Annotated in this window: 24 protein-coding genes and 1 pseudogene; 2 read left to right on the forward strand and 23 right to left on the reverse strand. The window is 41.9% G+C overall.

All coding sequences use genetic code 11. From position 1 onward, the window contains the following. Positions 1-41: 41 nt before the first annotated feature. On the forward strand, positions 42-275 hold the full coding sequence (locus ACJ004_RS07115; protein ID WP_410892083.1) for an ABC transporter: 234 nt from the start codon (positions 42-44) through the stop codon (positions 273-275). A 178-nt stretch (positions 276-453) separates the two neighbouring features. Here ACJ004_RS07115 and ACJ004_RS07120 read toward each other — a convergent pair whose 3' ends face one another. The 13 genes from ACJ004_RS07120 to pdxS form a co-directional block, all read right to left on the reverse strand. Continuing rightward, positions 454-1956 (reverse strand): amino acid permease, encoded by a 1503-nt coding sequence (locus ACJ004_RS07120; RefSeq protein ID WP_410892084.1) that lies wholly within the window; start codon positions 1954-1956, stop codon positions 454-456. A gap of 256 nt (positions 1957-2212) precedes the next feature. Further along, positions 2213-2491 (reverse strand): YokU family protein, encoded by a 279-nt coding sequence (locus ACJ004_RS07125; RefSeq protein ID WP_410892085.1) that lies wholly within the window; start codon positions 2489-2491, stop codon positions 2213-2215. Between the two features lie 2 nt (positions 2492-2493). Then, positions 2494-3903 (reverse strand): lysine 2,3-aminomutase, encoded by a 1410-nt coding sequence (gene kamA / locus ACJ004_RS07130; protein WP_410892086.1) that lies wholly within the window; start codon positions 3901-3903, stop codon positions 2494-2496. Positions 3904-3979: 76 nt separating this feature from the next. Beyond that, positions 3980-4459 carry a GNAT family N-acetyltransferase gene (locus ACJ004_RS07135; RefSeq protein ID WP_410892087.1) on the reverse strand — a complete coding sequence of 160 codons (480 nt, stop codon included), beginning with the start codon at positions 4457-4459 and terminating at the stop codon, positions 3980-3982. Then, positions 4447-5967, reverse strand: coding sequence for a M81 family metallopeptidase (locus ACJ004_RS07140; RefSeq protein WP_410892088.1), 1521 nt, complete (start codon positions 5965-5967; stop codon positions 4447-4449). The genes ACJ004_RS07135 and ACJ004_RS07140 overlap by 13 nt, the downstream gene beginning before the upstream one ends. Before the next feature lie 32 nt (positions 5968-5999). Then, complete coding sequence (locus tag ACJ004_RS07145) at positions 6000-7460, reverse strand: aldehyde dehydrogenase family protein (RefSeq protein ID WP_410892090.1); 1461 nt, start codon at positions 7458-7460, stop codon at positions 6000-6002. 41 nt (positions 7461-7501) lie between these two features. Next, positions 7502-8797, reverse strand: coding sequence for an aminotransferase class III-fold pyridoxal phosphate-dependent enzyme (locus ACJ004_RS07150; RefSeq protein WP_410892091.1), 1296 nt, complete (start codon positions 8795-8797; stop codon positions 7502-7504). Beyond that, on the reverse strand, positions 8781-10166 hold the full coding sequence (locus tag ACJ004_RS07155) for an aspartate aminotransferase family protein (RefSeq protein ID WP_410892093.1): 1386 nt from the start codon (positions 10164-10166) through the stop codon (positions 8781-8783). Before ACJ004_RS07155 ends, ACJ004_RS07150 begins: the two co-directional genes overlap by 17 nt. Next, positions 10154-11344 (reverse strand): thiolase family protein, encoded by a 1191-nt coding sequence (locus ACJ004_RS07160; RefSeq protein ID WP_410892095.1) that lies wholly within the window; start codon positions 11342-11344, stop codon positions 10154-10156. The genes ACJ004_RS07155 and ACJ004_RS07160 overlap by 13 nt, the downstream gene beginning before the upstream one ends. After that, entirely contained in the window at positions 11344-12006 is a 663-nt protein-coding gene (locus ACJ004_RS07165; protein WP_410892096.1) for a 3-oxoacid CoA-transferase subunit B, read from the reverse strand. The genes ACJ004_RS07160 and ACJ004_RS07165 overlap by 1 nt, the downstream gene beginning before the upstream one ends. Position 12007: 1 nt before the next feature. After that, complete coding sequence (locus ACJ004_RS07170; protein WP_410892097.1) at positions 12008-12664, reverse strand: CoA transferase subunit A; 657 nt, start codon at positions 12662-12664, stop codon at positions 12008-12010. Positions 12665-12853: 189 nt separating this feature from the next. Beyond that, positions 12854-13183 carry a DUF3870 domain-containing protein gene (locus tag ACJ004_RS07175; protein WP_410892099.1) on the reverse strand — a complete coding sequence of 110 codons (330 nt, stop codon included), beginning with the start codon at positions 13181-13183 and terminating at the stop codon, positions 12854-12856. Between the two features lie 261 nt (positions 13184-13444). Next, entirely contained in the window at positions 13445-14326 is an 882-nt protein-coding gene (gene pdxS, locus ACJ004_RS07180) for a pyridoxal 5'-phosphate synthase lyase subunit PdxS (RefSeq protein ID WP_410892101.1), read from the reverse strand. A gap of 319 nt (positions 14327-14645) precedes the next feature. Between pdxS and ACJ004_RS07185 the strand changes: the two genes are divergently transcribed. After that, positions 14646-15287: a tyrosine-type recombinase/integrase gene (locus ACJ004_RS07185; protein ID WP_410892143.1), complete on the forward strand. Its 642-nt coding sequence runs from the start codon at positions 14646-14648 to the stop codon at positions 15285-15287. Between the two features lie 95 nt (positions 15288-15382). On the opposite strand, the pseudogene ACJ004_RS07190 reads toward ACJ004_RS07185, so the two are convergent. From ACJ004_RS07190 to ACJ004_RS07235, 10 genes and pseudogenes are all read right to left on the reverse strand, one after another. Continuing rightward, a pseudogene (locus tag ACJ004_RS07190) lies at positions 15383-15568 on the reverse strand (hypothetical protein); the annotation flags it as partial. 390 nt (positions 15569-15958) lie between these two features. Continuing rightward, positions 15959-17224: an MFS transporter gene (locus tag ACJ004_RS07195; RefSeq protein ID WP_410892102.1), complete on the reverse strand. Its 1266-nt coding sequence runs from the start codon at positions 17222-17224 to the stop codon at positions 15959-15961. Positions 17225-17690: 466 nt separating this feature from the next. Beyond that, on the reverse strand, positions 17691-18842 hold the full coding sequence (gene pqqE / locus ACJ004_RS07200) for a pyrroloquinoline quinone biosynthesis protein PqqE (RefSeq protein WP_410892103.1): 1152 nt from the start codon (positions 18840-18842) through the stop codon (positions 17691-17693). Next, positions 18814-19161 (reverse strand): pyrroloquinoline quinone biosynthesis peptide chaperone PqqD, encoded by a 348-nt coding sequence (gene pqqD, locus ACJ004_RS07205; protein ID WP_410892145.1) that lies wholly within the window; start codon positions 19159-19161, stop codon positions 18814-18816. The genes pqqE and pqqD overlap by 29 nt, the downstream gene beginning before the upstream one ends. A gap of 39 nt (positions 19162-19200) precedes the next feature. Then, positions 19201-19950 (reverse strand): pyrroloquinoline-quinone synthase PqqC, encoded by a 750-nt coding sequence (gene pqqC / locus ACJ004_RS07210; RefSeq protein WP_410892105.1) that lies wholly within the window; start codon positions 19948-19950, stop codon positions 19201-19203. A gap of 2 nt (positions 19951-19952) precedes the next feature. Continuing rightward, positions 19953-20876, reverse strand: a complete 924-nt coding sequence (gene pqqB, locus ACJ004_RS07215) for a pyrroloquinoline quinone biosynthesis protein PqqB (protein ID WP_410892147.1) — start codon at positions 20874-20876, stop codon at positions 19953-19955. Continuing rightward, positions 20858-21106, reverse strand: a complete 249-nt coding sequence (locus tag ACJ004_RS07220) for a hypothetical protein (RefSeq protein WP_410892106.1) — start codon at positions 21104-21106, stop codon at positions 20858-20860. Before ACJ004_RS07220 ends, pqqB begins: the two co-directional genes overlap by 19 nt. Positions 21107-21893: 787 nt before the next feature. Then, positions 21894-22361, reverse strand: coding sequence for a hypothetical protein (locus tag ACJ004_RS07225; RefSeq protein ID WP_410892108.1), 468 nt, complete (start codon positions 22359-22361; stop codon positions 21894-21896). A gap of 98 nt (positions 22362-22459) precedes the next feature. Next, on the reverse strand, positions 22460-24388 hold the full coding sequence (locus ACJ004_RS07230; protein ID WP_410892110.1) for an outer membrane protein assembly factor BamB family protein: 1929 nt from the start codon (positions 24386-24388) through the stop codon (positions 22460-22462). Positions 24389-25005: 617 nt separating this feature from the next. Then, on the reverse strand, positions 25006-25143 hold the full coding sequence (locus ACJ004_RS07235) for a PAS domain S-box protein (protein WP_410892149.1): 138 nt from the start codon (positions 25141-25143) through the stop codon (positions 25006-25008). Positions 25144-25523 lie beyond the last annotated feature (380 nt).

Consider the following 25523-nt stretch of genomic DNA (forward strand, 5'->3'; position numbering starts at 1 on the left):
TTAATATTGAACAACCATTGACAGGCAGGGGGTGAAATACTATGGGTCATAATCATTCTTCTTGGGGTATTTTTGGGGTTTTTCTTGGATTTTTAACAGGTGTCATTTGGTTATTGTTTGTAGTTTTGGGCTGGGTGACTCTTTTGCTTGGAGTAATCGGCCTTAGTGGTTTATTTGTTACGGTTCTAAACTTCCTTATCGCTTTAATTGGATTCCTTGCATTCCTTATCTTCGGATTATGTATATTCAAGAAGGCGTGGCATCACTGTAAGTGAAATAGAATTCAGGATTAATCAAGCTTGGAATTATAAATTTTGTGCAAGGAACGATTACTAGATTACAGTCTCATATTAGAGGCTGTCCTATTCAAATAAAAAAAGCGGGCAACTAGGGCTGTAATCAGCCCAGTTCTACCGCTTTTTTTTGGTACATTCTTTTCTATTAGAAAAATTTCTATTTAGATGACATCTCTTCAAAAGAACATTCCTTTAATGGAACGACCTTTGTTTTATGAACGAGTTTATAACCGAGCCACAAGGCCAAAAAGATTGGTAAACCTATATAGGACACCGCTACACCATACCAATCAATCTCATTAGTTAAAAAAGCTTGATAATTTTGGCCGATAATGACAAAGACACACATTGCAAAAGCGAGAATCGGACCGAGAGGGAACCATTTCGCTTTAAATTTTAAATCCTTCAGGTCCCTGCCTTGTGCCATATATGCTTTTCTAAAACGATAGTGGCTGACTGCAATTCCAAGCCATGCAATAAATCCTGTTAAGCCTGAAGCATTTAGTAACCATGTATAAACTTGATCTCCAAAAATAGACGTTAAAAAGGCTAAGCCTCCAATAATGGTCGTAATGACAAGAGCATTCATCGGAATCCCGCGATGATTTACATTTTGTAAAAATTTAGGTGCCTGTCCGTCCTTTGCCATGGACCAAAGCATGCGTGTCGATGCATATAAACCGGAACTCCCTGCCGATAAGACCGATGTCAAAATAACTGCATTCATTACAGATGCCGCAAATGCAATGCCCACTTTCTCAAATACAAGGGTAAAAGGGCTGACAGCGATACTGTCGACATCCCTGCCTAACAGGTTTGGACTTGTAAAAGGAATGATAAGGCCAATGACTGCAATGGCAACGATATAGAATAGAAGAATACGCCAAAATACTTGTCGAATCGCCTTTGGTACGTTTTTCTCCGGCTCTTCACTTTCTCCTGCAGCTATCCCCACGAGTTCCGTTCCTTGGAAAGAAAAACCTGCGATGAAAAAAATACTTAAAATGGATAAAAGACCGCCATGAACCGGAGCATCGCCTAAAGTAAAGTTTTTAAACCCGATAAACTGCCCGCCCAGAATACCAAAAATGGTGAGCAAACCAACACCAATAAAAACTATGATTGTCACTACTTTAATTAAGGAGAACCAATACTCGGATTCTCCGTAACTTTTAACCGACAATGCATTCAATAAAAAGATAAGACCTAAAAACAGTGTACTCCACACGATGCTCGGTACATCTGGAAACCAGAACTTCATAATAATCGCAGATGCAGCTATTTCAACCGCCAGTGTAACTGCCCAGTTGAACCAATAATTCCAACCAAGTGCAAAACCAAATGCCGGATCAACAAAACGGCTGCCATATGTTGAAAAGGATCCCGAAACCGGCATTAAGGTAGCCATTTCTCCGAGACTTGTCATCAAAAAGTAGACCATAATGCCGATAGCCCCATAAGCTATAATTGCTCCACCAGGTCCAGCTGTTTGAATGGACGCTCCTGTCGCTAAAAATAAACCTGTCCCGATTGACCCTCCAATGGCAATCATCGTCATGTGACGTGCCTTTAGATTACGTTTAATATGCTCTTTACCTCTCTTGTCGTTCTGACTATTCTGATTATTTTGGGTATTATTATAGCTTTTGAGTGCTTCCATTCTTGTCCTCCCGACTCCCGTCTTTAATTAAGGCTATCTTCGCATAGATTGTTGTTTTTCGTATAAGTTCATCAACCCGTATAACTTTATGCTTCGTGGCATCTTTTCGTAAGTACATTTGCAAAAATTGCCTAGAAACTTAGTAAATGACCCTTTTAAAGTTCCAAAAGCAACAAAGTTTACGAAAAGAGCCTTATTAATGAAGACTAAAATTCATCTCCCATTTAATATTGAAAAATGGGAGACGGCTTGCTAATTATTTCGAAAAATCAAAGTAGTTTCGCTTTAATAAGCGTGGAACGGCCATAAGTGTTTCATACGTCATACTTTTTTCGAGCTTTGAGGAGTCAATTAAATATAGCTGATCCTCAATTTCTTTCACCGTATGATCTGTTTGATAGATCATTCCGCATTCCATGCAATGAACGGTTGGTGTGTTCTGAATTTCTAGCACTTTTGTTCCGTCTGGAAGTTCCCAATACACCGTGTCCTTCGTTTCACGTACTGTATCAGATTCGCACCATTGACAATTCATTACTATTCCTCCCTTGCTCCTACTGTTTCATACTTGCCCAGTTGCGATTGGAATTTTTTCTCTTTTAATTCGTCCCGTTTGTCCCGTTTATCCTTTAAAGAGCTATGCTCAGGGTTTTCATTATATGTTTTGCGGCGATCTAAACGTTTTAAGCCTTCAGGAGTAAGGTTAAATTTCGTGTCATCAATAATAGATAGAACTCCATTACTTTCAAACTTTTCAAACACTTCAGGATATACCTTTTTGTAGTAGTCCTCTGCACTGCCTGACTGATAATTTTCTGGCTCTGGATAGGAGGTAATCACACCTTCAAAGTTACGCAATACAACTTTATTAGCACTTTGAGAAATGATATAGTTTGGCTGCAATGGAATTTTGCCGCCTCCTCCTGGAGCATCCACAATAAATGTCGGAACTGCATAGCCCGATGTATGACCCCGGAGTCCTTCCATAATTTCTAATCCTTTGCTAATCGGTGCACGGAAATGGCCAATTCCTTCTGATAAATCGCATTGGTAAATATAATATGGACGAACGCGAATTTTAACAAGATCATGCATAAGCTGTTTCATGATCGGCACACTGTCGTTAATGCCTGCTAAAATAACCGATTGGTTCCCGAGTGGTACCCCCACATTTGCAAGCATTTCACATGCACGTTTTGATTCTTCGGTAATTTCAATGGATGTATTAAAATGTGTATTTAACCAAACTGGATGATACTTTTTCAAGATATTGCAAAGATTTTCGGTAATGCGCTGCGGAAATACGACAGGTGCTCTTGTACCGATACGAATAATTTCTACATGCGGAATCTCTCGTAAATTCTTTAAAATGTATTCTAAAATGTTGTCATTAATAAGGAGCCCGTCCCCTCCGGAAATTAACACATCACGAATTTGAGGGTTAGATGCGATATAATTAATGGCTGTGTCTAACTGTTTCTTTGGTACACCCATTCCGATTTGACCGGAGAAACGTCTTCTTGTGCAATATCGGCAGTACATGGAGCATTGGTTTGTTACTAAGAACAACACGCGATCGGGATACCGATGCGTTAAGCCCGGTACTGGTGAATCTTCATCTTCATGCAGGGGATCCTCTAAATCATATCTTGTTTTATACATTTCCTGCGCAATTGGAACAGACTGCATACGTACTGGACACCTTGGATCGTCTTTATCCATCAGCGATGCATAATAGGGCGTGATGTTTAATGGGATTGTTTTCGTTGCAATTTTAACTCCTTCTTCTTCCTCTGGTGTTAAGTTGACTACTTTCTTTAAGTCTTCTAAACTTTTGATCGTATTTGTCAGTTGCCATACCCAATCGTTCCATTGCTCATCAGTTACATCGTTCCAAAGCTCGATTTCTCTCCAATGTCTTTTCGGTTTGAATAAATTGTTTCTCATCATAACCCCTCCAAAAATTAAAATATTTTTTATTGACCGTTTTTAATGAATTTTCCCCTGTTCATTAATTACTTTCTTAAGAAATGAAGTACTCCATATAATAGCGATTTTCTCCTTTACCAAATTCATCGAATCTCGTCTCTTTTATGACAAACCCTAATTTTTCATATAACTTGACTGCTGCCTCGTTTTTAATGCTGACCGTTAAGCAAACCTTATGAAAACCTTCTTGCTTTAGAATCGGATAAATTTCCTGTAAAAATAATTTCCCTACTCCTTTCCCTTGCTGGTCGGAACGGACATAAAACCCAAAAATGTAGGCTTTATGAATATCGTGGTAATCTCTCATCAATTCACAAATTGCAACAGGTCTTGGATCGTTATGCTGCCTATATTGAATCAGTTTCCCGTATCGTGTAAGCGGAATAAGCGTTTGTTCATCTACAGCTCCCAATCCTGGAAAGGCATCTTTTTCAAGCTCTATCATCATTTTTAGCTGTTCCGGATTTAATGAAACCGGTGTTTCGACGTAATAGGATTTGTTTATTGTTTCCACTTTTCTTTCCTCCTCAGTTCCACTTCATACTGGATATCATCCAAAGGCCATATTGAGTTTGGAATGTGACGATACGTAAAAGTTGTTAAACGATTAGAAGCAACACCAGGTGCATCCACATAAATGATTCGGCCAACAATCGGCTCAAACGCTGCCCGGAAATGATTTTTAGCTTTTAATCCAAGAATTCTCTTTGCCTGCGGCTCAAGGCCAATATGACGAAACATTTCTGGATCATTCGCTGACATCGGTCTTCCAATCAATAGGACATCCATCTCACCAACGCGAATGTGTGCCGTTCCCTTTAAATCCACTTTTAAATGCTGATTGAAGGGCCCAGAATTGTGAAATATACCGTCTGATAGAGCCACGACCGTAGCTTCGACCTGAACGGGTTCCCCAAATTCTGGTGATACTTTTCCACCAAGGTATAACGATACCTTGTTTCCGACTCCAGCCTTTCGGCAAGCCTCAATGGATTCGGGATCGTAGAGTCCTCCAAACAATGTGTCGGGAATATTCATGTGTACCATTTTTCGAAGCAGCTCGGTTGTATCCCCGCTCCCGCAGCTTAAAGGATTATCCGAGATGTCCACCAGCACAATTGGTTTATCCTCGTCTATTGATATCGCCAAATCGAGCCCTTCTTTTACTCCAGGCAAATCTATGATAAATTCTTCTCTTACACTCCAGAACAAGGAAGCCATCTTTTTAGCAGTCTCTTTTCCTTTTTGTGGATCGAGCGAAACAACGAGTACACTTGCACCCACCATGGGAATATCCGAGTAAGGAAAACCGCCAAATACGGAAACATTATAAATTCCTTCTTCCTCTTCGGCTTGTTTCGCCCACTCGATCATTTTGTGCATCGGCCCTTCTGCTGTTCTCATATTGATAGAGGGAGGCATCATCGGCAATTTTTCAAAAGAGGCATAAAAAATTACACCTTCCTTGATTTGCTTCAATAAAGCAATTGCCGCATGAACGCCTTGTTCATACATATCAACATGTGGATACGTTTTAAATCCAAAATGAAGTGGTGTGTAATGAACCATTTTTTCACTTAAATTGGCGTGCATATCCAGGGTTGTTGCAATCGGAACATACGGTCCGATAAGCTCACAAATTTTTCCTAGTAAATGCTCTTCCGGATCAAAGAGATCCTCCACGACCATTGCCCCATGCAGTGCCAGCAATAAACCATCCAGCCTTCCCGCCTGCTGAATAGATTCCAGCATTTGATTTTCGATGATGGAGTACGCTTCTGTGGATACCACCCCTGAAGGAACCGCAGCTGCACAAAGTAGCGGTACGATTTCCACATCTTTTTCTTGTTTCAATACATCCAAAAACCCGCCCACTTCCGTTTTCGTACCCATATAGGCATCATAAATTTCATCGCCGATAAAGTAGCCTTCGTTTCGAAACTGTTCGATTTCTGTTTTCATCGGGCTAAAACTATGGGATTCATGGTAAAAGAATGCAATTCCGATACGATGTTTTCGCATGTTCTCCCCCCTTCGTGTTTTACATTGGTTTATCAATAGTTTGTATAGATTGACTTCCACTCTGTCATGACATCAAATGCATGATGGGAAACTTCACGATGACCGTTTCCGGACATTTTCATACCCCCAAACGCCACACCCATTTCGGCATTAGACGTACCATTATTAATATAGACAAGTCCGCTTACCGCTTCCTTTGCACCACGGTTTGCATAATGAAGGCTCTCTGTATAAATGGAAGTCGATAACCCATAAATCGTCCCGTTATTTACCTCCATGGCTTCTTCATATGAATCTACTTCAATGATGGCAAGAACAGGACCAAATATTTCTTCCTGGGCAATGGTATCATTCGGTTTCACATTTTCAATGATTGTCGGCTCATAATAATAGCCGCCCAATTCTTTGACTCGCTGACCACCTGTTACAATTTTGCCGCCTTCCTCAATCGCTGTTTTTACATATTTTTCGACTGTATGGAGCTGGTCTTCATTTACGAGAGGGCCTACCTGTTTCCCCTCTTCAAGTCCATTTCCTATTTTCATAGACTTTGTTAATTCTTCTACTTTTTGAACGAGCCGTTCCTTAACTGAACGTTCGACGATGACTCGGCTTGCTGCTGTACAGCGCTGACCAGTTGTCGTAAAAGCTGATTTTACGATTCCGTCTGCAGCCTTGTCCAAATCCGCATCCTTCAAGACAATCACTGCATTTTTTCCACCTAATTCCAATGAAATACGCTTTAAGGTTGTACTGCTCATTTCAGCCAGCTTTTGTCCGACTTCGGTCGAGCCCGTAAATGATATGACTTTAACATCCGAATGCTCTGCGAGTGTTTGCCCGACGGTTCTTCCTGAACCAGTAATTAAGTTCACAACCCCTGCTGGAAATCCGGCTTCAGCTAACACTTCCACGAAAATCTTTGCCGATAGTGCAACCTCTGAAGCAGGCTTCCATACTACGGTATTACCAGTAATCAGGGCTGCAAAGATTTTGTAGGAAGCAAGGGCAACTGGGAAGTTCCAGGGGGTAATACACGCCGCAACACCAAGAGGTTCACGGACCATTCTTACATTCCTGTCCGCGAAGCCCGCAGGGACCGTTTCTCCAAAGAGGCGTCGTCCCTCGCCTGCCATATAGTGAGCTGTCGCAATAACTACTCCAACTTCTCCTAAAGACTCAGGTAGTACTTTGCCCATTTCCTTTGTCATGATAGAAGCAAGTTCCTCTTTTCGTCTTTCAAACAATTGAGCCGCTTTCGTTAAATATGCCGCTCGTTCTGGAATCGGGGTATTCTTCCAAAGTGAGTACGCTTCGTTCGCTTTTGTTACAGCCTCATCCACTTGCTCAGAACTGGCTGCCGCACAGATACCCACAAGTTCCCCGGTTGCCGGATTTAAGCTTTCAAAGTAGGACTGATCTGGGGCACTCACCCATTTTCCGTTTATATAAAGATCTCCTTGAAGAAAATCTGTTTTCGTTTGACTAGACATATACTTAACCTCCTGTTCGTGATATTTCGAGGAAATGAAAATTAGTTTCCTGAAATTGTTTCTGTTATCACGTCTTCTAAAATCGTTAATCCTATATCAAGTACATCTTCTTGAATATTAAGAGGCAGCATTAATCGGATCGTTTGCCCGCTTACACCGCAGTTCATAATGAGCAGGCCATTTTCCAGTGCTTTCGATTTAATTTTCGGTACAAAGAGAGCAGCAGATTGCGAATCAAATTCAATACCTATCATCATGCCGACACCTCGGACTTCAACAATACCGGGTAAATGTCCAACCGAATTGTGAAGTCGTCCGACAATCTCGGCACCGAGTTTAGCACTGCGTTCTACTAACTTCTCTTCCTCAATGACCTCAATGTTTGCCAATGCCGCAGCACAAGAAATTGGATTTCCTCCAAAGGTCGAACCATGACCGGCCGTCGGCCATTTTTCATGAAGTTCACGACTTGCTACAATGGCACCAAGGGGCATGCCTCCAGAAAGGGCTTTTGCCAGTACTAAAATATCAGGAGTCACATTCGCATGCTCTGCCGCGAACATTTTGCCTGTCCGGCCAAATCCTGTTTGTACTTCGTCAAAGATAAGCAAAATGCCGTGTTCCTCTGTAATCTTTCTTAACGCCTGTAAAAAGCTTGGCGGTGCCGGATAATAGCCACCTTCCCCCATTACCGGTTCAATGATGATGGCCGCTACACGTGAAGGATCTACGCGTAAATCAAACAATTTTTGAAGCTGATTCAAGCAATAAGCTTCTACTTCTTCTTCTCTAATGTGTTTCAGCTGGCTTGGGTACGGATATGGAACGTGGTACACCTCGCCTAAAATCGGTTCATAATAACGACGGTATTTAGAGCTTGATGCCGTAATAGCTGTTGCACCTAATGTACGGCCATGAAATGATCCTTCAAAAGCAATAATGGCAGGTCTGCCTGTGGCTGCCTTTGCTAGTTTTAGCGCACCATCAATGGCTTCAGCTCCCGAATTGGAGAAAAAGACCGTGTCTAGATTTCCTGGTGTGATATGAGCAAGCTTTTCCGCCAAATTCGCTGCGGTTTCATAATAACCATAGTTCAATCCAAGATGAATTAAGGCTTCAGCTTGCTTTTTAATGGCTTCCACCATTTTTCCGTTCGTATGCCCGACTGCATTGACGGCAACGCCTGAAACGAAATCGATATATTCTTTTCCGTCAGTCGTCCAAAATTTGGCGCCATGTGCTTTTTCAATGACAAGGTCAGTCACCCTTGTCATAACCGGTGATAAATGTTTTTTTGCTTTTTCTTGAATTTCTTCTGTTTTATTTTGTAATTTCATATAATTCATCCTTTCTTACTTGACCTTTGAATATCGTGAATGCTTCATCTAAAATTCTCACAATCTCATCTATTTCTGTTTTCGTAACATTTAAAGGAGGGCTGACGATGAGGTGCTCCCCCTTTGTGCCGTCAATCGAACCAGAACCGGGATAAAAAACCGCACCGAGTTCCATCGCAATTCCATTCAATCTTTCAGAAGCTTTTTCAGATGGATTAAACAACAGATCCTGTTCACGATCCTTCACAAGCTCCATACCGATTAATAGCCCTCTGCCCCGAACATCTGATATATAAGAATGCTTTTTTTTCAGCTCCATAAGTTGATTGACAAGGTAGTGGCCTTGTTTTTTGACATTTTCCAGCACCCTGTCTTGTTCATATATTTCCAATGCAGCAAGTCCGGCTGCAACCGCCACAGGATGCCCACTATATGTGTAACCATGAATGAATTTCCCGTCGCTGTTTTGTATGAGACCATCGATTAACCGATCATGAACAATCATTCCGGCAAGTGGAGCATATCCCGCTGATACCCCTTTTCCAAATGTGATGATATCAGGCTTGATTCCAATCTGTTCTGTCGCGAAGTTGGTACCAGTACGCCCGAATCCGGTCATCACTTCATCGATAATTAAGACGATTTCGTATCGGTCACACAGCTCTCGAACTTTCTCAAAATATCCTGGCGGTGGTGGTACAGCACCTTGCTGGCTTCCGACAATCGGTTCGGCGATAAATGCCGACACGTTCTCAGGACCAAGCTCTAAAATCGTTCTTTCAATATCTGTTACACACGTCCAGTTTTGTTTGGAGAGACAATCATCTTTTTGACGGTCGTATGGACACCGATGACAGTATGGTGAATAGACATGGGCATAATTTAAAAGATTAGGAGTGTATGCATGTCTTCTTTTAATGTCTCCTCCTGCTGATAAAGATCCAATGGTGTTGCCATGATACGACTGCCATCGCCCGATTACCATGTGTTTTTGGGATCTGCCAGCATCCCGATGATATTGCCTTGCAAGCTTCAAAGCACTTTCATTTGCTTCTGAGCCGCCGGTTGTAAAATACACTCTATTTAAATTGTCTGGGGCCATTTTTCCGATTATTTCAGCCAGTTCATGCAACACTTTCGTCTCGAAGCGCATAGTATGGACGAAAGCTGCTTTTTTTGCTTGTTCTGCCATGGCCTCTCCTATAGAAGTAATCCCATGGCCTAAGTTGGCTGCAACAGCTCCCGAGCATGCATCCAAATATTTTTTCCCGTTCTCATCAATAAGATAGGAACCTACACCGTGGGTAATAATCGGGTACTCCTTTTTTAAATCACGGTGAAACACATAATCTTTTTTTATTCCATCCATCTTTCCACCACCATTGCCATTCCTAATCCCCCCGCTACACAAATCGTCGCAAGGCCATATTGCCGTTTTTGTTTTTCAAGCTCATGACATAATGTAGTGACGATTCTTGCGCCGGAGCACCCAAGAGGATGGCCTAAGGCAATCGCCCCTCCATTTACATTCACGTTGTCTCCTTTTAAGTCCCATTCTTTTAAACAAGCAAGACTTTGAGCAGCGAATGCTTCATTTAATTCAATTAAATCGATATCTTCTAAGCGAAGACCTGCCTTTTTCAATGCGATTTGGGATGCAGGAACCGGACCGATTCCCATTTCTTTTGGTGATACTCCCGTTGCAGCAAAAGAACGAATCCTTGCCATCGGGACCACTCCAAGCTGTTTCGCTTTTTCTTCTGACATTAATAGCAGCATCGAGGCCCCATCATTTCTGCCGGAGGAGTTTCCGGCTGTTACCGTACCATCCTTTTGAAACACAGGACGCAATGTTCCTAACTTTTCAATTTCCGTCAACCTTGGGTACTCATCTGTCGCAAAGTGTCTGATTCCCTTTTTTCCTTCCTTTACCGGGACAGGAATTATTTCTTCTTCAAAATGACCCATTTCAATTGCACGTTTCGTTTTCTGCTGACTCGCGAAGGCAAATTCGTCTTGTTCACGGCGGCTAATGTTATATTTTTCAGCCAGCCACTCGGCTGTTTGTCCCATCGTGAAATGACCGTAGATCTCCTCTGGCTGTGATTTTGGCTGACTCTCCGTATTTGAATCATACAGTGTCATATCTCCCATCTTAAGTCCAAATCGAGTACCAACCATATAGTGAGGAGCTTGAGACATGCTTTCGACACCACCTGCTAATACAACGTCCGCCTGACCGGTCATAATCGACATTGCCCCATTAATGACGGCCTGCATTCCCGAGCCGCACTGACGATGTACTGTATAAGCAGGAATTGATTCTGGAAAATGGGCCTGTAATGCCGCTACTCTTGCAATATTCGGAGCATGCGCACTCTGCTTTGTTTGCCCAACGATGACTTCATCGACAATATTGGCGCTGTAACCGGAAGCCGAAAGATTATTTTTCATGATGAGAGATACTAGCTCTTCCGGGCGCGTACCCGCCAGTGATCCGCCGAACTTTCCGATTGCAGTCCGAAATGCATTTACGATTACAACCACTACGCGGTCACCTCTTTGCCTTTATTGAAAGATTCAGCAATTTGAAAAGGTGCGTCCGTTTTCTGTTGAATTTCTTCAAGTGAAACTCCAGGGGACAGCTCAATAAGATGAAGTCCATCTTCCTTCACAGCAAAAACCGCCAAATCGGTAATAATTATATCCACTTTACGTTCCGAAGTGATTGGATAGGTTAATTCTTTGACGATTTTTGACTCTCCCTGGTTAGACGTATGCACCGTTGTTACGATTACCTTTTTGGAACCTTCCAATAAATCCATCGCCCCGCCTACACCAAGAACACTTTTTCCTGGTACGGCCCAGTTGGCGATCCGCCCAAATGCATCGATCTGCAGCACACCGAGAATTGAAACGCTTACATGCCCTCCGCGAATCATCGCAAAAGAGGAAGCACTATCAAAAAAGGATGACCCTTCCATTACTGTGACAGGCAGTTTCCCTGCATTGACAAGATTTTGGTCAGTATGTTCTGGATCAGGGGTAGGACCTACACCAAGGATGCCGTTTTCCGAGTGTAAAAAAACTTTTACATCGGATGGAATATAATCAGCTACCAGTGTTGGAATCCCTATGCCCAAATTGACGATATCGCCATCCTTCAATTCTTTCGCGGCTCTTGCAGCAATGTATTGTTTCACGTTCAAGCTAGTTCCCTCCCTTCACTACAATAAAATCAACGTATAAATGAGGGGTCACAATTTCTTCAGGAGAAATTTGACCTACCTCCACAATCTCGTCCACCTCTGCAATAACCACATCCGCTGCTGTTGCCATCATTGGATTGAAGTTTCTTGCCGATTTGTTGTAGATGAGATTTCCTAATTGATCCGCTTTTTTCGCTTTAATTAATGCAAAATTGGCTTTAAGAGGCTCTTGGAACACATATTTTTTACCGTTAATGATCCGCTCTTCTTTGTTTTCAGCGATTTTTGTTCCTACGCTGACCGGTGTATAAAACCCTCCCAGTCCCGCACCACCTGCTCGAATAGCTTCAGACATCGTTCCTTGGGGGAGAAGCTCTACTTCCATTTCCTTCTCCTGATAAGATTTAACAACCTCCGGGTTAGATGTAAAATAAGAACCTATCGCTTTTTTTACTTGTTTTTGCCGTACTAAAACTCCAAGACCTCTTCCTGGTTCACCAAGGTTATTACTAATAATCTCTAAGTCCTTCACTTCCGACTGAGCCAAAGCGGCTATTAAACTAAGTGGACTTCCTACAAGTCCAAATCCACCTACCATAATTCGTGAGCCGCTTTTAACCTTTTTTACAGCATCCTCGCATGTAATCAGCTTGCTCATCCTTTTTTCCTTCCTCTCCATAGACTTTAGTGGGTTTTAACAATTCGGAAATATAAAAAACCGAGCAAAACATAGATCTTCCGTAAAGAATGTCGTTCCAACGAACATTCCTCACAAAGAGTCCATGTTTGCCCGGTTTTAATAAGACCATGGGAAGAGGTCATCTTCCCACTTTATTATAACCAAACGTTATGTATTCATTTGCTTCACGTTATCCCAGTAACGTTGATTTGCAGCTTGTAGAGCCACAATGATCGCTTGCTGGGATGGAGCAAAATAAAAGCTTTGAATTCGTTCAATCAGCTGCTCAACACCGTCTTGAAGACAGTACCCTATCAACAGTTTTTGAAAATAATTTTTCGTTAGTTCTGTTACGAAGGTGAATTCGGCGCCGATAATCTTATGTTCTTTCAGATCCACTTCGAGGACAATTCCTGCATGCTTATACATTTCATACATGGAAGTTCCCTGTGGAGCTTTTGCATATCCTGTAACAATAACTGTTTCCAGTGTTTGCATGCCCCTAAACCCCCTTTTCAAAAACTAACTGATCATTTTCTTTTTCTAACACGAGTATATGGGTCAGAAAAAATAATGTCAATGAGAAAATTCAAAATTTTCCGAAATAGTCATTTGTTCTCATATTTTACTAGTAAGCGCTTACGGTTATCTCACATAAAATTAATTCTCGCTTGGATTTCAAAATCCTTCTAGAAAGATAAGAATTTTTTTGCTACTTGTAATGGGAGTACTCCCAACTTAAGCATTAGAAAAAACTCCTTACCAACCACGATCCTGCATACGTGCTTCAGGAGACAATGTTGAAATTTCAATACCTTTCATTGCAATTCCAAGGTTTTTTGAAATCTCTGCAATTAGTTTATAGTCCTGGTAGTGGGTTGTTGCTTCGACGATTGCTCTAGCGAATTTTGCTGGGTTATCAGATTTGAAGATCCCTGAACCAACAAATACTCCATCAGCCCCTAACTGCATCATAAGTGCAGCATCAGCAGGCGTTGCGACTCCACCAGCTGCAAAATTTACTACTGGTAGGCGTCCTTGATGCTTTATCTCAAGAAGAAGTTCATATGGAGCTCCAAGTAGCTTAGCCTCTGTCATCAATTCATCTTCACTCATTGTAACAACTTTACGTACTTGTGCATTTACCTTACGGATATGACGAACAGCTTCTACAATATTACCAGTGCCCGGCTCTCCTTTTGTACGCAGCATGGATGCACCTTCACCAATACGGCGTGCTGCTTCGCCAAGATCACGGCAACCACAAACAAATGGAACAGTGTAATCTCTTTTATTTAGATGGTACTCTTCATCAGCTGGTGTTAAAACTTCACTCTCATCAATATAATCAACGCCCATTGCTTCAAGTATACGGGCTTCTACAATGTGTCCAATACGTGCTTTTGCCATAACTGGAATGGAAACCGCATTCATGACTTCTTCAGTAATTCGTGGATCTGCCATTCTAGCTACTCCGCCCGCCGCACGGATATCCGATGGAACGCGCTCCAATGCCATTACTGCTACCGCTCCTGCTTCCTCTGCTATTTTTGCTTGCTCAGCATTCACAACGTCCATAATGACGCCGCCCTTTTGCATCTCAGCCATCCCTCTTTTTACACGATCCGTACCTGTTTTCAATGTATAAGCCTCCTTTGATGATTATGAAAGTATCAAATACTTTTTATCACCCAAAATTTTTAAAATTATCACTATTTTCACTTTATAAACATGCAATTTGTGTGCCAATATGAAAAACGCCTATTTGTTCACTATTTGTGGAAGTAATGCGCCAAATTTCTTGGCACTATTTCATTTTTTTTGCACTTTCACTGCAAAAAAGATCAATTACTCTTTTTTGTTTCAAATTGTTGGAACAAAAGAAAAAACGCTAAACTCATCAAAAGATTTCAAGACCTAAATTAAAAAATCCTAAATACGTAAAAAGTGGCCGAAATTACTGGATACACCCAAACGCCTTCCAGACGTCCTTGAAAACAAGGAAATGCAAGATATTCTCTCACAACCAGATACTACGACAATTCTTGGACGGCGTGATCGGGTTATTCTTACGTTGATGTATTCCGCTGGTTTGCGCGTTAGTGAAATCTACTCTTTAAGATTAATAGATATCAGTTTCACTGAAAAACGGATTCTTATTTGTGGAAAAGGAGGTCGTGAACGGTACGTCCCACTTGATTCCATTGTGGAGGAAGCCCTTGAAGAGTACTTGGTTTCTAGAACTAGTGGGATTTCAGAACTCTTTGTAAGCAAAAAAGGAGGGGCACTTACTCCACGCGCAATTCAATACATGGTCAAAAAATATGCAGAAACAGCTAAAATCCAAAAAAAAGTGACTCCACATAAATTGCGGCATACTTGTGCTACGCATCTTCTTCAAGAGGGGGCTCATTTGGTGTCCATTCAAAAGTTACTAGGGCATAAAAGTTTATCCACAACTCAAATTTATTTCCACATTACAATTACAGACTTAAAAGAACTTTCAAAGCAGCACCCAATGCGTAAAATGCGGACTATCATGGGATTAAAGGGAGATTCCATCAGTTCTTTTCAGACACCTTACGGTGCTCGAACAGGATAATAACGAAATAAACAGAAATACTGCGAATAAGCTAGCATATAGAAGGATTTTAGTTATTTACTTACCTAAACGGCTTTATTCCGTCCTAAATTAATGTCGCTAAATCCTTGAATATCAATATCGACGACGTAATGAAGTGATGCCTGGTTGATGAGGGATTGAGCTCTTGCCATTGCATGGTGAGTAGATCGAAGAGGTCTAAATCCATAACTGTGTTTGTAGAATTGTGCTTCCGCAATGGGCTCAAGAACTTGTTTAAAACTCTGTTGTATAATTCGGTCGAAGCGTTTATAACAGAACTTGTCAAGCGCGCCTGATTGTTGAAGATCTTAATTATTATGTCTTGTTTCACTAATGCACCCAGTTTGTTTAAGGACAATCATTCACAATCTTTTTATCGGGTAAACTGACACTGTAAATAAAAAACGAATATCAAACACTACTTTTAGGTAGTATCTGATATTCGAATTACAGTTCAATATGATATTTGATTATTTTCTTAAGGTTTTTAATGCACCGCTCCAAGCAACAACTTGGTCAAGCTTATGGAATTTCTGCTTGGTAACCACAAATTTCTCTGCCAAAAGAGCTAGGTTCATTTTATCCATGAACCTGGCTCCTTTTTGTTGAAAATGTATAGCTTAAAATTCCTCAATCCTAAAACCCTAACATCACCCCGATGAAGCATGGGATTTCATTCGAATTTCGTAGGTGCTGAAGACTTTTCCATATAAATAAGCAAAACTTAATTGTAAACCGGAAGCTATGTAAAAAGGCATGGCCAGTGAACCCAATCCAAAAAGATAGCCGGTGAAATACGGTCCAATCGATATGGGTAGCCTTATTGAAAAGATATTGATGCTTGATGCGAAACCACGGCGCATGTCACGAGTCAAACTCACACTCAACGCTTGCTGTGCCCCTTGTGTACCTCTGTTTAATGCCGTTCGAATGATATACAAGACAGAAACAAGTGCATAGGACGATAGGAAGGGCATCAAAATCAAAAGCAGGCTTGCAATGAAACGAACAACCACAATGGACCATATTGTCCCGTGTTTGTGTGATAATCTTGCTTGTAAAACCGAGGTAACACCTGTCGCAAAAAAAGTGACAGCCAATGTGCCTCCAATCTGGATACTGCTTACCCCGAATTTAGCCGAAAACCAATAAGACATCATCGGTCCCGTAAGCCCAATGGCAATCCCGTTAAGGATGTTAATCGCAGCCAGCTTTAAGACCGCAGAATTTTCTTCGCGCAGGATTCTCTTTTCCTGATTCCCTGACTCCTCTTTTATATATCCTGGTTGTTTATCAATTTTTCCTTCCCGAATGGTTAAAATGATTGACGCGGTAACAAGCGATAAAACGAAGATAAAGAAGAATATAGGGCGATATGAAGAGACTCCCGGAAGGTTATGATTCCATAAGGCCGTGATCCCCGCCAGCACGGCACCCACCGCCATTCCGAAAAAGCTAAGAGCATTATTCAGACTGTATACCTTTCCACGCTCTATTTTTGGGATAAAGGCCGCCAGCCAAGCCTGCTCCGCCGGGGCACACGGACTGGGAGAACCGGCGTCCGCTTTCCCAAAACCTGAAAGTGTGATTGCAATAAATAACAAAATAGTATCTGTAGATAATATCCCAGTCAACGCACATCCGGCTGTTAATAGTTCAGAAAAAAGGATAAAGGGTTTTCTCCCCAATCGATCGCTATAAATACCTATGACTGGGGCTAGTCCTACACCGAGCAAACCTCCGGCAGCAAGCACACTTCCAATCGCCGCCGTGCTCCAACCCAGTGCAGCGAGGTATAGAGACAAATCAACAACCAGCATGCCTTGTCCAATACTTCGTATGGCATTGACCAGCATTAGTTTTCTGGCCGCCGGATGAATTTGTCCGGCTCCTTCATCATCTTTCTTACCAAACACAAACTTCAACTTTATCACTTCTTTTCTATTTTTCTTACATGCAATTTTAATAAATATGGGGTGATATCGGTAAACCGTGGGTTATTGTTACTCTACTTAAAAGAGTTCCAAATCATCCTGTCATTTATTCACAGCCATTACGGTTTATCTATAAAAAAACATCACAATGTGTGTGCATAATGTCTTTAGAAAACACAAATAGCGGATACAGCATAAGATTTTAAAATGGTGGTGTTGGAAGCAAAATAATGCGAAAGGAGATGGATTAAAAACGAGGATAGTTTATTAGAGAGGGAAGGAAACGACATGGTGCTGCAAAAAAATTGGACTGAAGCGATTATCATTCTTCTCATTTGGATTAGTCTCGCGACATCGATTCTTTTCAAAGGGGTTATTTGAAAAGAATCGATAAAAAAGGTGCCAAAGGTTATGTATGGGTCCCCCTATAGCACCAAATTTTCATTGCTTATTTTTTTATCCGCCTTTTTGATACAGGTTTTTCTGTAATATGCCTTCGATAGATCATTGGTGATGATTGTATCATGGGGTTGCTATTGGCCTCTTGTATAGCCTTTTCAATCAGATGATGTTTTGGCGCCCATTGGCAGACTGGATCCGTCGTATATGCATCCCCAGTTAATGCAAAAGCCTGACAACGGCAGCCACCACCGTCCTGGTGTCTTAGTTCACAGGAAAGACAAGGTTCGGGCATCCATGCATCACCGCGGAAACGGCTAAAGGACTCCGATTCATACCAAATATGCCTTAAAGACGCCTCTCGGACATTTTCAAAAAATAATCCTTCAATTATCCCAGCGGTGGGGCAAGGAAGGACAGCCCCGTTCGGTGCTACCGTAAGACCGATTGCTCCCCATCCCCCCATACAAGGCTTAGGTGCCGATGCGTAATAATCAGGAATGACCCAAATGATTTCCATTTTTTTCTTAAGCCGAGTTTTAGCAGATTCATAGATTTCACGGGCACGCTCAATCTGATCCCAGCTTGGCAGCAGCCGCTCCTGATTAAGCAAAGCCCAATTATAATACTGCGTGTTCGCCAGCTCCAGACGTTCAGCTCCCATTTCCTCAGCGAGTTGAATGATCTCATTTAAATAATCAAGATTCATCCGGTGTAACACGACATTTAATGACAAATGCAATTCGGCCTTTTTTACCGCATTGGCAGCTTCCCGTTTCTTCTCAAAGGCTTTATACCCGCCGATGAGGTCGGAAAGCTTCGCTTCCCCGGCCTGGAAGCTCACCTGCACATTTTCTATACCAGCCTCTTTGATCCGGGCTGCCTTTTCGGTTGTTAATCCTATGCCACTTGTAATGAGATTGGTGTACATTTCTAATGAATTAGCGTGGCGGATCAGGGCCTCCAAGTCGTCGCGTATGAGTGGTTCCCCACCGGAAAAGTGAACTTCCACCACTCCCAAATCGGCAGCCTCTGACAAGACACGGTACCAGTCCTCGGTTGTAAGTTCCATTGCCTTCGAAGCCATTTCTATCGGATTTGAACAATATGGACAATGTAAAGGACAGCGATGAGTTAACTCTGCAAGCAGCGAGTATGGGGGTTCAACCCCATTATTGCTCATTGTTATCAACTGTGTCATGCTTATGGATCACCACCCATCCTTGATCCTCCATCTCCCGAAGAAACTCAGAAATGTCTGCCTCCATCATTTTCAAATCGGGCAACGAACCTGTACTCATTGCTTCTGTGCCTGCCTGCAGTGAAGTCCTTATCTTTTCAGTGATGGTGTGAACCGTTCGGCACCCATCACATAGAGTAAGGATAGATGCGGCGGTTTCGTTTAAGACCAAAACCTTTTCCGGTAACAATAGGAGATGCTTTTCTCTTACCCTATCAAATTTTAGTCGCGCTTTTACTGCAAGGTTTGGAACGCTGCTAGCTAAAATTGGCCCCACCACCAATCATTTTATTCTCCTGGCTAAAGCCAAAACTATCAATCACTCTTTAGGGGGAAAGGCTTTTTCAATGGCATCAAGCTGCACCCATAACACATCACACTTGAATCGTAAAGCTTCGACAGCCCGCCGTTGGTCTTCCGGCGTTTGGCAATAGGTCAAAACAAGCTTAAGGGCAGTATCCGAGTCACGCGGTGCTTGCGTCAAGCGATTTTGAAAATAGTCCATGCCTGCACTGTCTATCCACGGATACAGCCGCTCAAGTACCTTAATCCGCTTTGAAATTAGATCGGGTGAAAACAATTCGGTTAACGAGGAGGCAACAGCTTCAATCCACGGTTTTGTCCGCGCGAAGTGAACATAGGCATCTACGGAAAAACGTACGCCCGGCGCGATTCTGTCTTCCCGTACTATTTCTTCCCGGGACAAGCCCACAGCTTCTCCCAATTGGAGCCAGGCTTCAATCCCTCCATCTTCCCCCTGTGTACCGTCATGGTCAATGATTCGCCCAATCCATTCACGCCGCAGCTCCCTTGACGGAAGGTTCGACAAGATGGCTGCATCTTTAATCGGAACCGATTTCTGATAGTAGTATCGGTTGGCCACCCAGCCGCGGATTTGTTCTCGGCTTAATTTCCCCTGGTGCATCGCCGTATGAAAAGGATGTTTATCATGATAGAAAGAATGCCCAACTTCCTTTAATCGCTCTGTGAATTCTTCCTTCGTCCAAAGCCTTTCCCCTTTTATATACAGTATCTTTTCTTGGCTTACTGCCCCACCTTGTTCCAGCATGATCACACCTCCACTTCCATACCGTCATAGGCAATCTCAAAACCAAGTCGTTCCAATGTATCCCTTTCCATAGAGCCCATCCTTAGAATAGGGTTGCTGTTATTAATGTGGATCAGGATTTTTCGCTCAGCTGGGTATAATGCTAATTTTTCCGCGATCCCTGATTGGCCACTAATTGGTAAATGTCCCATACTTCTTGCGCTTCGTTCCGTTGCCCCCATTTCGACCAATTCATCTTCCGACCAAAAGGTTCCGTCGACCATCAAAATATCAGCTTTCTTCAAGCAGGCTTCTATAGCTTGAGAAATACTTTCTAATGTAGGAAAGTAAGCTAGACATCTGCCGGAACTTTCATTATGAAGAACCAGCCCGACCTCCCAAAAATCCTCTGGGGAATTATCCTCCTTGTTCGCTTGTGTATAAAGCGGCGGTTTTCTTGAAACTGGGACCGTCTCTACGATTATTGCCTCTTCACCTATAGGTCCTACCCGCTGCCTGAAATCAGGGCTAAGAGGCTGCCATTCCCATGAGCAATAGTTTTTTAGCATCGGTAACACCGGAAAAGATGATTGCATACACTTTTTTACAATTTCGGTTCCATAGATAGTTAAACAAGAGCCCTCCCGCAGTGATAATAACCCAATCGTATGGTCGAGCTCGGCATCGGTTAAAATAACTCCGGCTAGAGGCGTTTCTCTTATTCCAGGACCCGGATGCAGCGAGGTAAATGATTCAATCTGTTTCGGAACATCCGGGCCTGCATTGATGAGGTACCAATCCTTTTCATTGGCACTTATCGCAAGAGAGGATTGTAACAACGGCCTTAGTGCCTTGTTTCCTTTCCGAACATCATGACAGTTTGGACAAGCGCAATTCCACTGTGGGAATCCCCCTCCTGCCGCTGTTCCTAAGACTCTAATTCGAATTTGGCTTCAGTCCTTTCACCGGAGATTTGAACATCGTTGTTACCATTATCCCGCCGTTTTCCAAAGAATTTTCCAACCTGCCACCCAATTGCAATATTGGTCAGAGCCATGAGGGGATAAAGCAGATAGTCTCCGATCGGTTCAGGGGTTAGGAGATCAACGACCAACCATCCTCCAGCAGCTGCACACCCAATAATCGCGCCTATCAATGATTTTAAGTAACGGTTCATTCTCATTTGCACATCCTTCGTGGATTTGGTAAACCGTTTAAAGCATGCACAAGAGGCAAGTAGTGTCTGTGCTACTTACCGACGTAGGAATACATCGTCACCTCACAAGATGTATTGATCACTTTGTACTCAGGCTTCACCCACATGTTGTCTGCCCCCTTTCATGACACATACAATTATGATCATCTTTCGTGGAGTGATAAATTATCCCTTTCGAATTTATCTTATGTCGGTGGAAACCTCAAAATAACTAGAACTTCGACTTGAAGTTGTCCTAAATTGTTACGAAGTTTTGTAATATATAACAAAAAGGGACAAGAATTATGGAGGCATACGCTAAGAAAAGCGCAAGCGCCTTGTTCAGCCCCGACAAGCGCTGGAGGATCTGACGGTGAAGTCGTTCTTTGACTTCAACGGCAGGTCTGAAGCGACCTCGAGGGGCTAGGCGCTGGAGCTGGACAATTCTCAAAGTCGAAAACGTTATACTTTCTTTTTAAAAAAACCTGAGTCCAAATGTTGTTGGACTCAGGTTTTTTAAATTTAGATTACTTTCATTAAAAGGTTGTCCATTGGACTAGGAAATGTTACTTCTTTTGAGCCAGCCATTTTGCTAATGCTTTCGCTTTACATTATTAACAAGACCACCAGGCATACGTCCGCCTCTGTTAATGTATTGATTTACTATATCCTGTTCAGACATGGATGAACCGACATGCTGGAGATTCGGACCGGCTCCCCCCTCAAGATTTTATATACGGGATGCTTTTAGGGTTTCAACACACGTATTTTAGTAATCAGCATTATTAAGGATAAATCGAATGGTCCATTGGCCCTTTTGATTCAATATCCCATGAGTTTTAAATGTCATATGAGGATTTTCAGGTCTGTATTGATGTAGTTGTGCTTCTATCGTTCCTTTATATAGGTTGTTACCTACTTTTTTAAATGTATCGGATTTTTCACGAACTAACGTGTGTTCAATCCAAATATGCGGACTTGCCATAAGGCTTTTGGCATACGGATCTACTTGAATATTCGAATTGGAATGTATTGTATAATTCAGCCTAATGGTATGACCATGGTTTACGATGGAATAGCCATTGAGTGTTAGCTTGATTCCGTTATCTTCAGCTGAGCCTAAGCCCTGATTTAGAGATTCGGCACTGGTCAAAGCAGGGGAGGCAAAGCCAATGAGCAAGCAAAGGAAGAAGGCAATAGCCCTGAATCGCACGGTATATTTCGTTAGGTTCCTCATTTTACACCATCCTTATTTTTCGAGTATAGGTTGCTCCACTTTGAAACAATCTGAGTCCGAAAGAAGTGATCGGACTCGAACTGCTTCAAGAAAACACATCATTTCTTTTTAGACAGCCATTCTGCTAGTGCTTCAGCTTCTGCACCTTTAGCGAGGCCCGCCGGCATGCGGTCGCCGCCGTTTAAGATTTGATTCAAGATGTCTTCTTTGGACATAGATTTACCTATGTGTTGAAGATTTGGAGCAGTTGCGCCCTGAAGATTATCTCCGTGACAAGAAAGACAACTTTTTTTGTAAACCTTTTCCGGGTCGATAACGACGTCGGCTTGCCCTTGTAATTTAGCATTTTTATTAGGGGCAGCGATCTTTTCCTTACCGCCGAGTCCATAAACTACAACCCTCGTTCCACCAGTAATCACCCCAATATATTGCTTACCGTCAACCATATAAATGGAAGGGGCCATTTTAATTTGTTTTCCTCCACTTTTCATGCCCCATAATACTTTTCCTTTTTTAATATCGAGAGCATTCACCGTTCCGTCCAATTCCCCGTAAAAAGCAAGACCGGAAGCAGTACTTGTTAATCCTCCATACATCGGGTCGTCGGTTTTGATTTGATAAACTTTTTTACCTGTATTCACGTCAATAGCTGTAATGTTACCAGTAGGATCAACATCTTCTGGTAAAGGAAGTATCTTCGTACCAGGGAAGGTATTGTTATCTTTTGCAATCTCTTTTCGATCTTTTGCTGCTAACATTAAATTCGGGTTATTAATACCTGGAATCAGCACATAGTTGGTATCGGGATCATACGTCTCTGGGGCATAGCTTTCTCCACCTGGCGTACCCGGCCATTGAAGTTTCACTTTACTCTGATCGCTTGGTGGTGTTGAATGTTGAATTTTGACAAATGGTACACCATCATAAATGGTTTTTCCGGTTTTGGCATCCCATGCATACCATTTCCCATTCTTTCCGCCTTCCACCACAATCTTCTGTTTTTTCCCGCCGACCTTGGTATTGAGAACCATCGGTGTCGCGGCAGCGTCATAATCCCATACATCGTGATCAACCTCGGAGGAGGCCCACTTAAATTTCCCCGTTTTACTGTCCAAAGCAACGATGGAATCCGTATATGGATTTTTCCCTTTTCGATCTTCATCGTAAAAGTCAGGGGCTGGATTCCCTACTGCAAAATACATCATATCGGTATCTGGATCGAACGACATCGGTGTCCATACGGAGCCTCCGCCAGTATATTTCCCCTTCGCCCAGCCCGTTCCTCTTTCAGGAACGGTCCAAAATGGTTCTTTCCAGAGTGGTTCGAGGCTATCTGCTTTAAAGGCCCAAACGAAGCCTCGTGTGCCATTATCACCACCGCTGCTTCCAACGTAAATGTTGCCATCATAATACATCGGAGCGGAAGATTCATAGTAGCGGTTTTCTAATTTAATGGAGGGAACATGATCCCAAAAGTTGACCATTTTTTCCAGTTTTCCAGTTTTTGCATCAAGTTTGACCAGCCGATTGTCTATCATCAAGACATATACCTTTCCATTGGCCACAGCGACACCCCTACTTGCCACATTGGATTGCCATGGCAAACTATCAAGATGGTCAAGTACCTTCTTAGGAGGTGTCCATACCCAAAGTTTCTTTCCGTTTGCGGCATCGATTGCAAATACATGATTTTTTGCACTAGTCACATAAATGACCCCGTTTTGCACGACAGGGAAATCTTCTTGTAAATTAGGAACATCCTGATTCCATTCTAAGATATCCTGCTGCCAGACAATCCCCAATTTTTTTACATTATCTTTTGTAATCTCTTTATAGGGCACATGTCGGGTATGTTGAAGGTCATAACCCCAATTTGGGAATCCTGTCTCCTTTACCTGATTTGCCTGGTTGGATTCCTTGGTTTCTTCCTTGTTTTTTGCATTGTTCTGCTTATTATTCGTTTGACATCCAACAATGACCATACTGGCCAACAAAACCGAACCTGTTGCCTTTAAAAAACGCCTCACGAAAATACCCTCCTAATACTGCGAAATATTAATATGTAGTGAATTCTGATGATGAACTGTTCCACTTTGTGCTTTATTTCCTCCTGAAGACAATCTTATTTTATTAAGAGCAATGGTATAATTACCTAAAACCTCTAAAATTATACAAATTGTGAACAATCCACCCTTCCCTTTTGTTTGAAATGTGAGAGAGACGTTTTTTACATCGTCCCATCTGCTCATGATCGATAACTAATAACACCCTTAAAGATCAAACCGTTTCTAATTTCAAAAGTTTTATAGTGCTGTGATGCGTGGACCAAAGCATTTTTTAAGCATAAAAAAGCCCTCCAGCCAAAATGGAGGCCGCTGAAAAACTGCGTTTTTTCTTAGTAAATTAGCCAGCCTCATAAAAAAGACGACTCTCATTCAGATTTTTGAATGTGGAGTCGTCTTTTTTTCAATTCACCTGGGAATATCCCCAGTTTTTAATCCATTAATTTCAATATCCTTTTTAAATTTACGGTGAAAATTGCCATCGCACTTTGTAATTCCATGCCAATTAGACCCGAGGATTTTGCAACATCATACCCGTTTCTGTGAAATCATTCATTCTCAACACTTAAAAGATTTTTTTGTTAGCTCTTCTTTACAATATCCTTTATTCTCTCGGTTACTTCATTAACAAATAGAATATTACCATTTAAATCTAAATGAATGATGGCATCTGTATTATTTTCAATAAGATTATTTAACAGCTGTTCACGATCTTCAATACTTTAAAATTTTTTTGAATTAATTTATATAATAAAAAACCTGTTGCAATCACAAAAGAACAACCTTTTCCAGTACTTATCCAAACAACATCAAGTATATTAAACTTAGCTAATATCCAATCCGTTGTAGAAATCCAAATAATACTCTTATTTTGAGACAATTATTTAGAGAAATGGATGAATCTATAACTCCACAGAATGGACAAAGGAGTTTAGAACCCGTTAGTAATATCCATAGAAACTCTAGAAATGATTAGGTTTTTTACATAAAAAATGCTCTTAAAAGATGAGGTATTTTTTAAGTGGTATACAGATTTAAGTTCCTTATCTTCAACTCAAAAGCCGTACTTGTTTAGTGAAAAAGATCACCCGAGTTGCAA

The sequence above is a fragment of the Neobacillus sp. 204 genome (assembly GCF_046562815.1).
In the GTDB taxonomy this organism is placed as follows: domain Bacteria; phylum Bacillota; class Bacilli; order Bacillales; family Cytobacillaceae; genus Neobacillus.

What these genes read in the sequence shown, in the direction of transcription:
- ACJ004_RS07150 (WP_410892091.1), bottom strand. Translation starts at nt 8,797, where the DNA reads ATGAAATTACAAAATAAAACAGAAGAAATTCAAGAAAAAGCAAAAAAA.
- ACJ004_RS07155 (WP_410892093.1), bottom strand. Translation starts at nt 10,166, where the DNA reads ATGGATGGAATAAAAAAAGATTATGTGTTTCACCGTGATTTAAAAAAG.
- pqqE (WP_410892103.1), bottom strand. Translation starts at nt 18,842, where the DNA reads ATGACACAGTTGATAACAATGAGCAATAATGGGGTTGAACCCCCATAC.
- ACJ004_RS07220 (WP_410892106.1), bottom strand. Translation starts at nt 21,106, where the DNA reads ATGAACCGTTACTTAAAATCATTGATAGGCGCGATTATTGGGTGTGCA.
- ACJ004_RS07125 (WP_410892085.1), bottom strand. Translation starts at nt 2,491, where the DNA reads ATGAATTGTCAATGGTGCGAATCTGATACAGTACGTGAAACGAAGGAC.
- ACJ004_RS07175 (WP_410892099.1), bottom strand. Translation starts at nt 13,183, where the DNA reads ATGCAAACACTGGAAACAGTTATTGTTACAGGATATGCAAAAGCTCCA.
- kamA (WP_410892086.1), bottom strand. Translation starts at nt 3,903, where the DNA reads ATGAGAAACAATTTATTCAAACCGAAAAGACATTGGAGAGAAATCGAG.
- ACJ004_RS07225 (WP_410892108.1), bottom strand. Translation starts at nt 22,361, where the DNA reads ATGAGGAACCTAACGAAATATACCGTGCGATTCAGGGCTATTGCCTTC.
- ACJ004_RS07140 (WP_410892088.1), bottom strand. Translation starts at nt 5,967, where the DNA reads ATGCGAAAACATCGTATCGGAATTGCATTCTTTTACCATGAATCCCAT.
- ACJ004_RS07145 (WP_410892090.1), bottom strand. Translation starts at nt 7,460, where the DNA reads ATGTCTAGTCAAACGAAAACAGATTTTCTTCAAGGAGATCTTTATATA.
- ACJ004_RS07120 (WP_410892084.1), bottom strand. Translation starts at nt 1,956, where the DNA reads ATGGAAGCACTCAAAAGCTATAATAATACCCAAAATAATCAGAATAGT.
- pqqC (WP_410892105.1), bottom strand. Translation starts at nt 19,950, where the DNA reads ATGCTGGAACAAGGTGGGGCAGTAAGCCAAGAAAAGATACTGTATATA.
- ACJ004_RS07115 (WP_410892083.1), top strand. Translation starts at nt 42, where the DNA reads ATGGGTCATAATCATTCTTCTTGGGGTATTTTTGGGGTTTTTCTTGGA.
- ACJ004_RS07170 (WP_410892097.1), bottom strand. Translation starts at nt 12,664, where the DNA reads ATGAGCAAGCTGATTACATGCGAGGATGCTGTAAAAAAGGTTAAAAGC.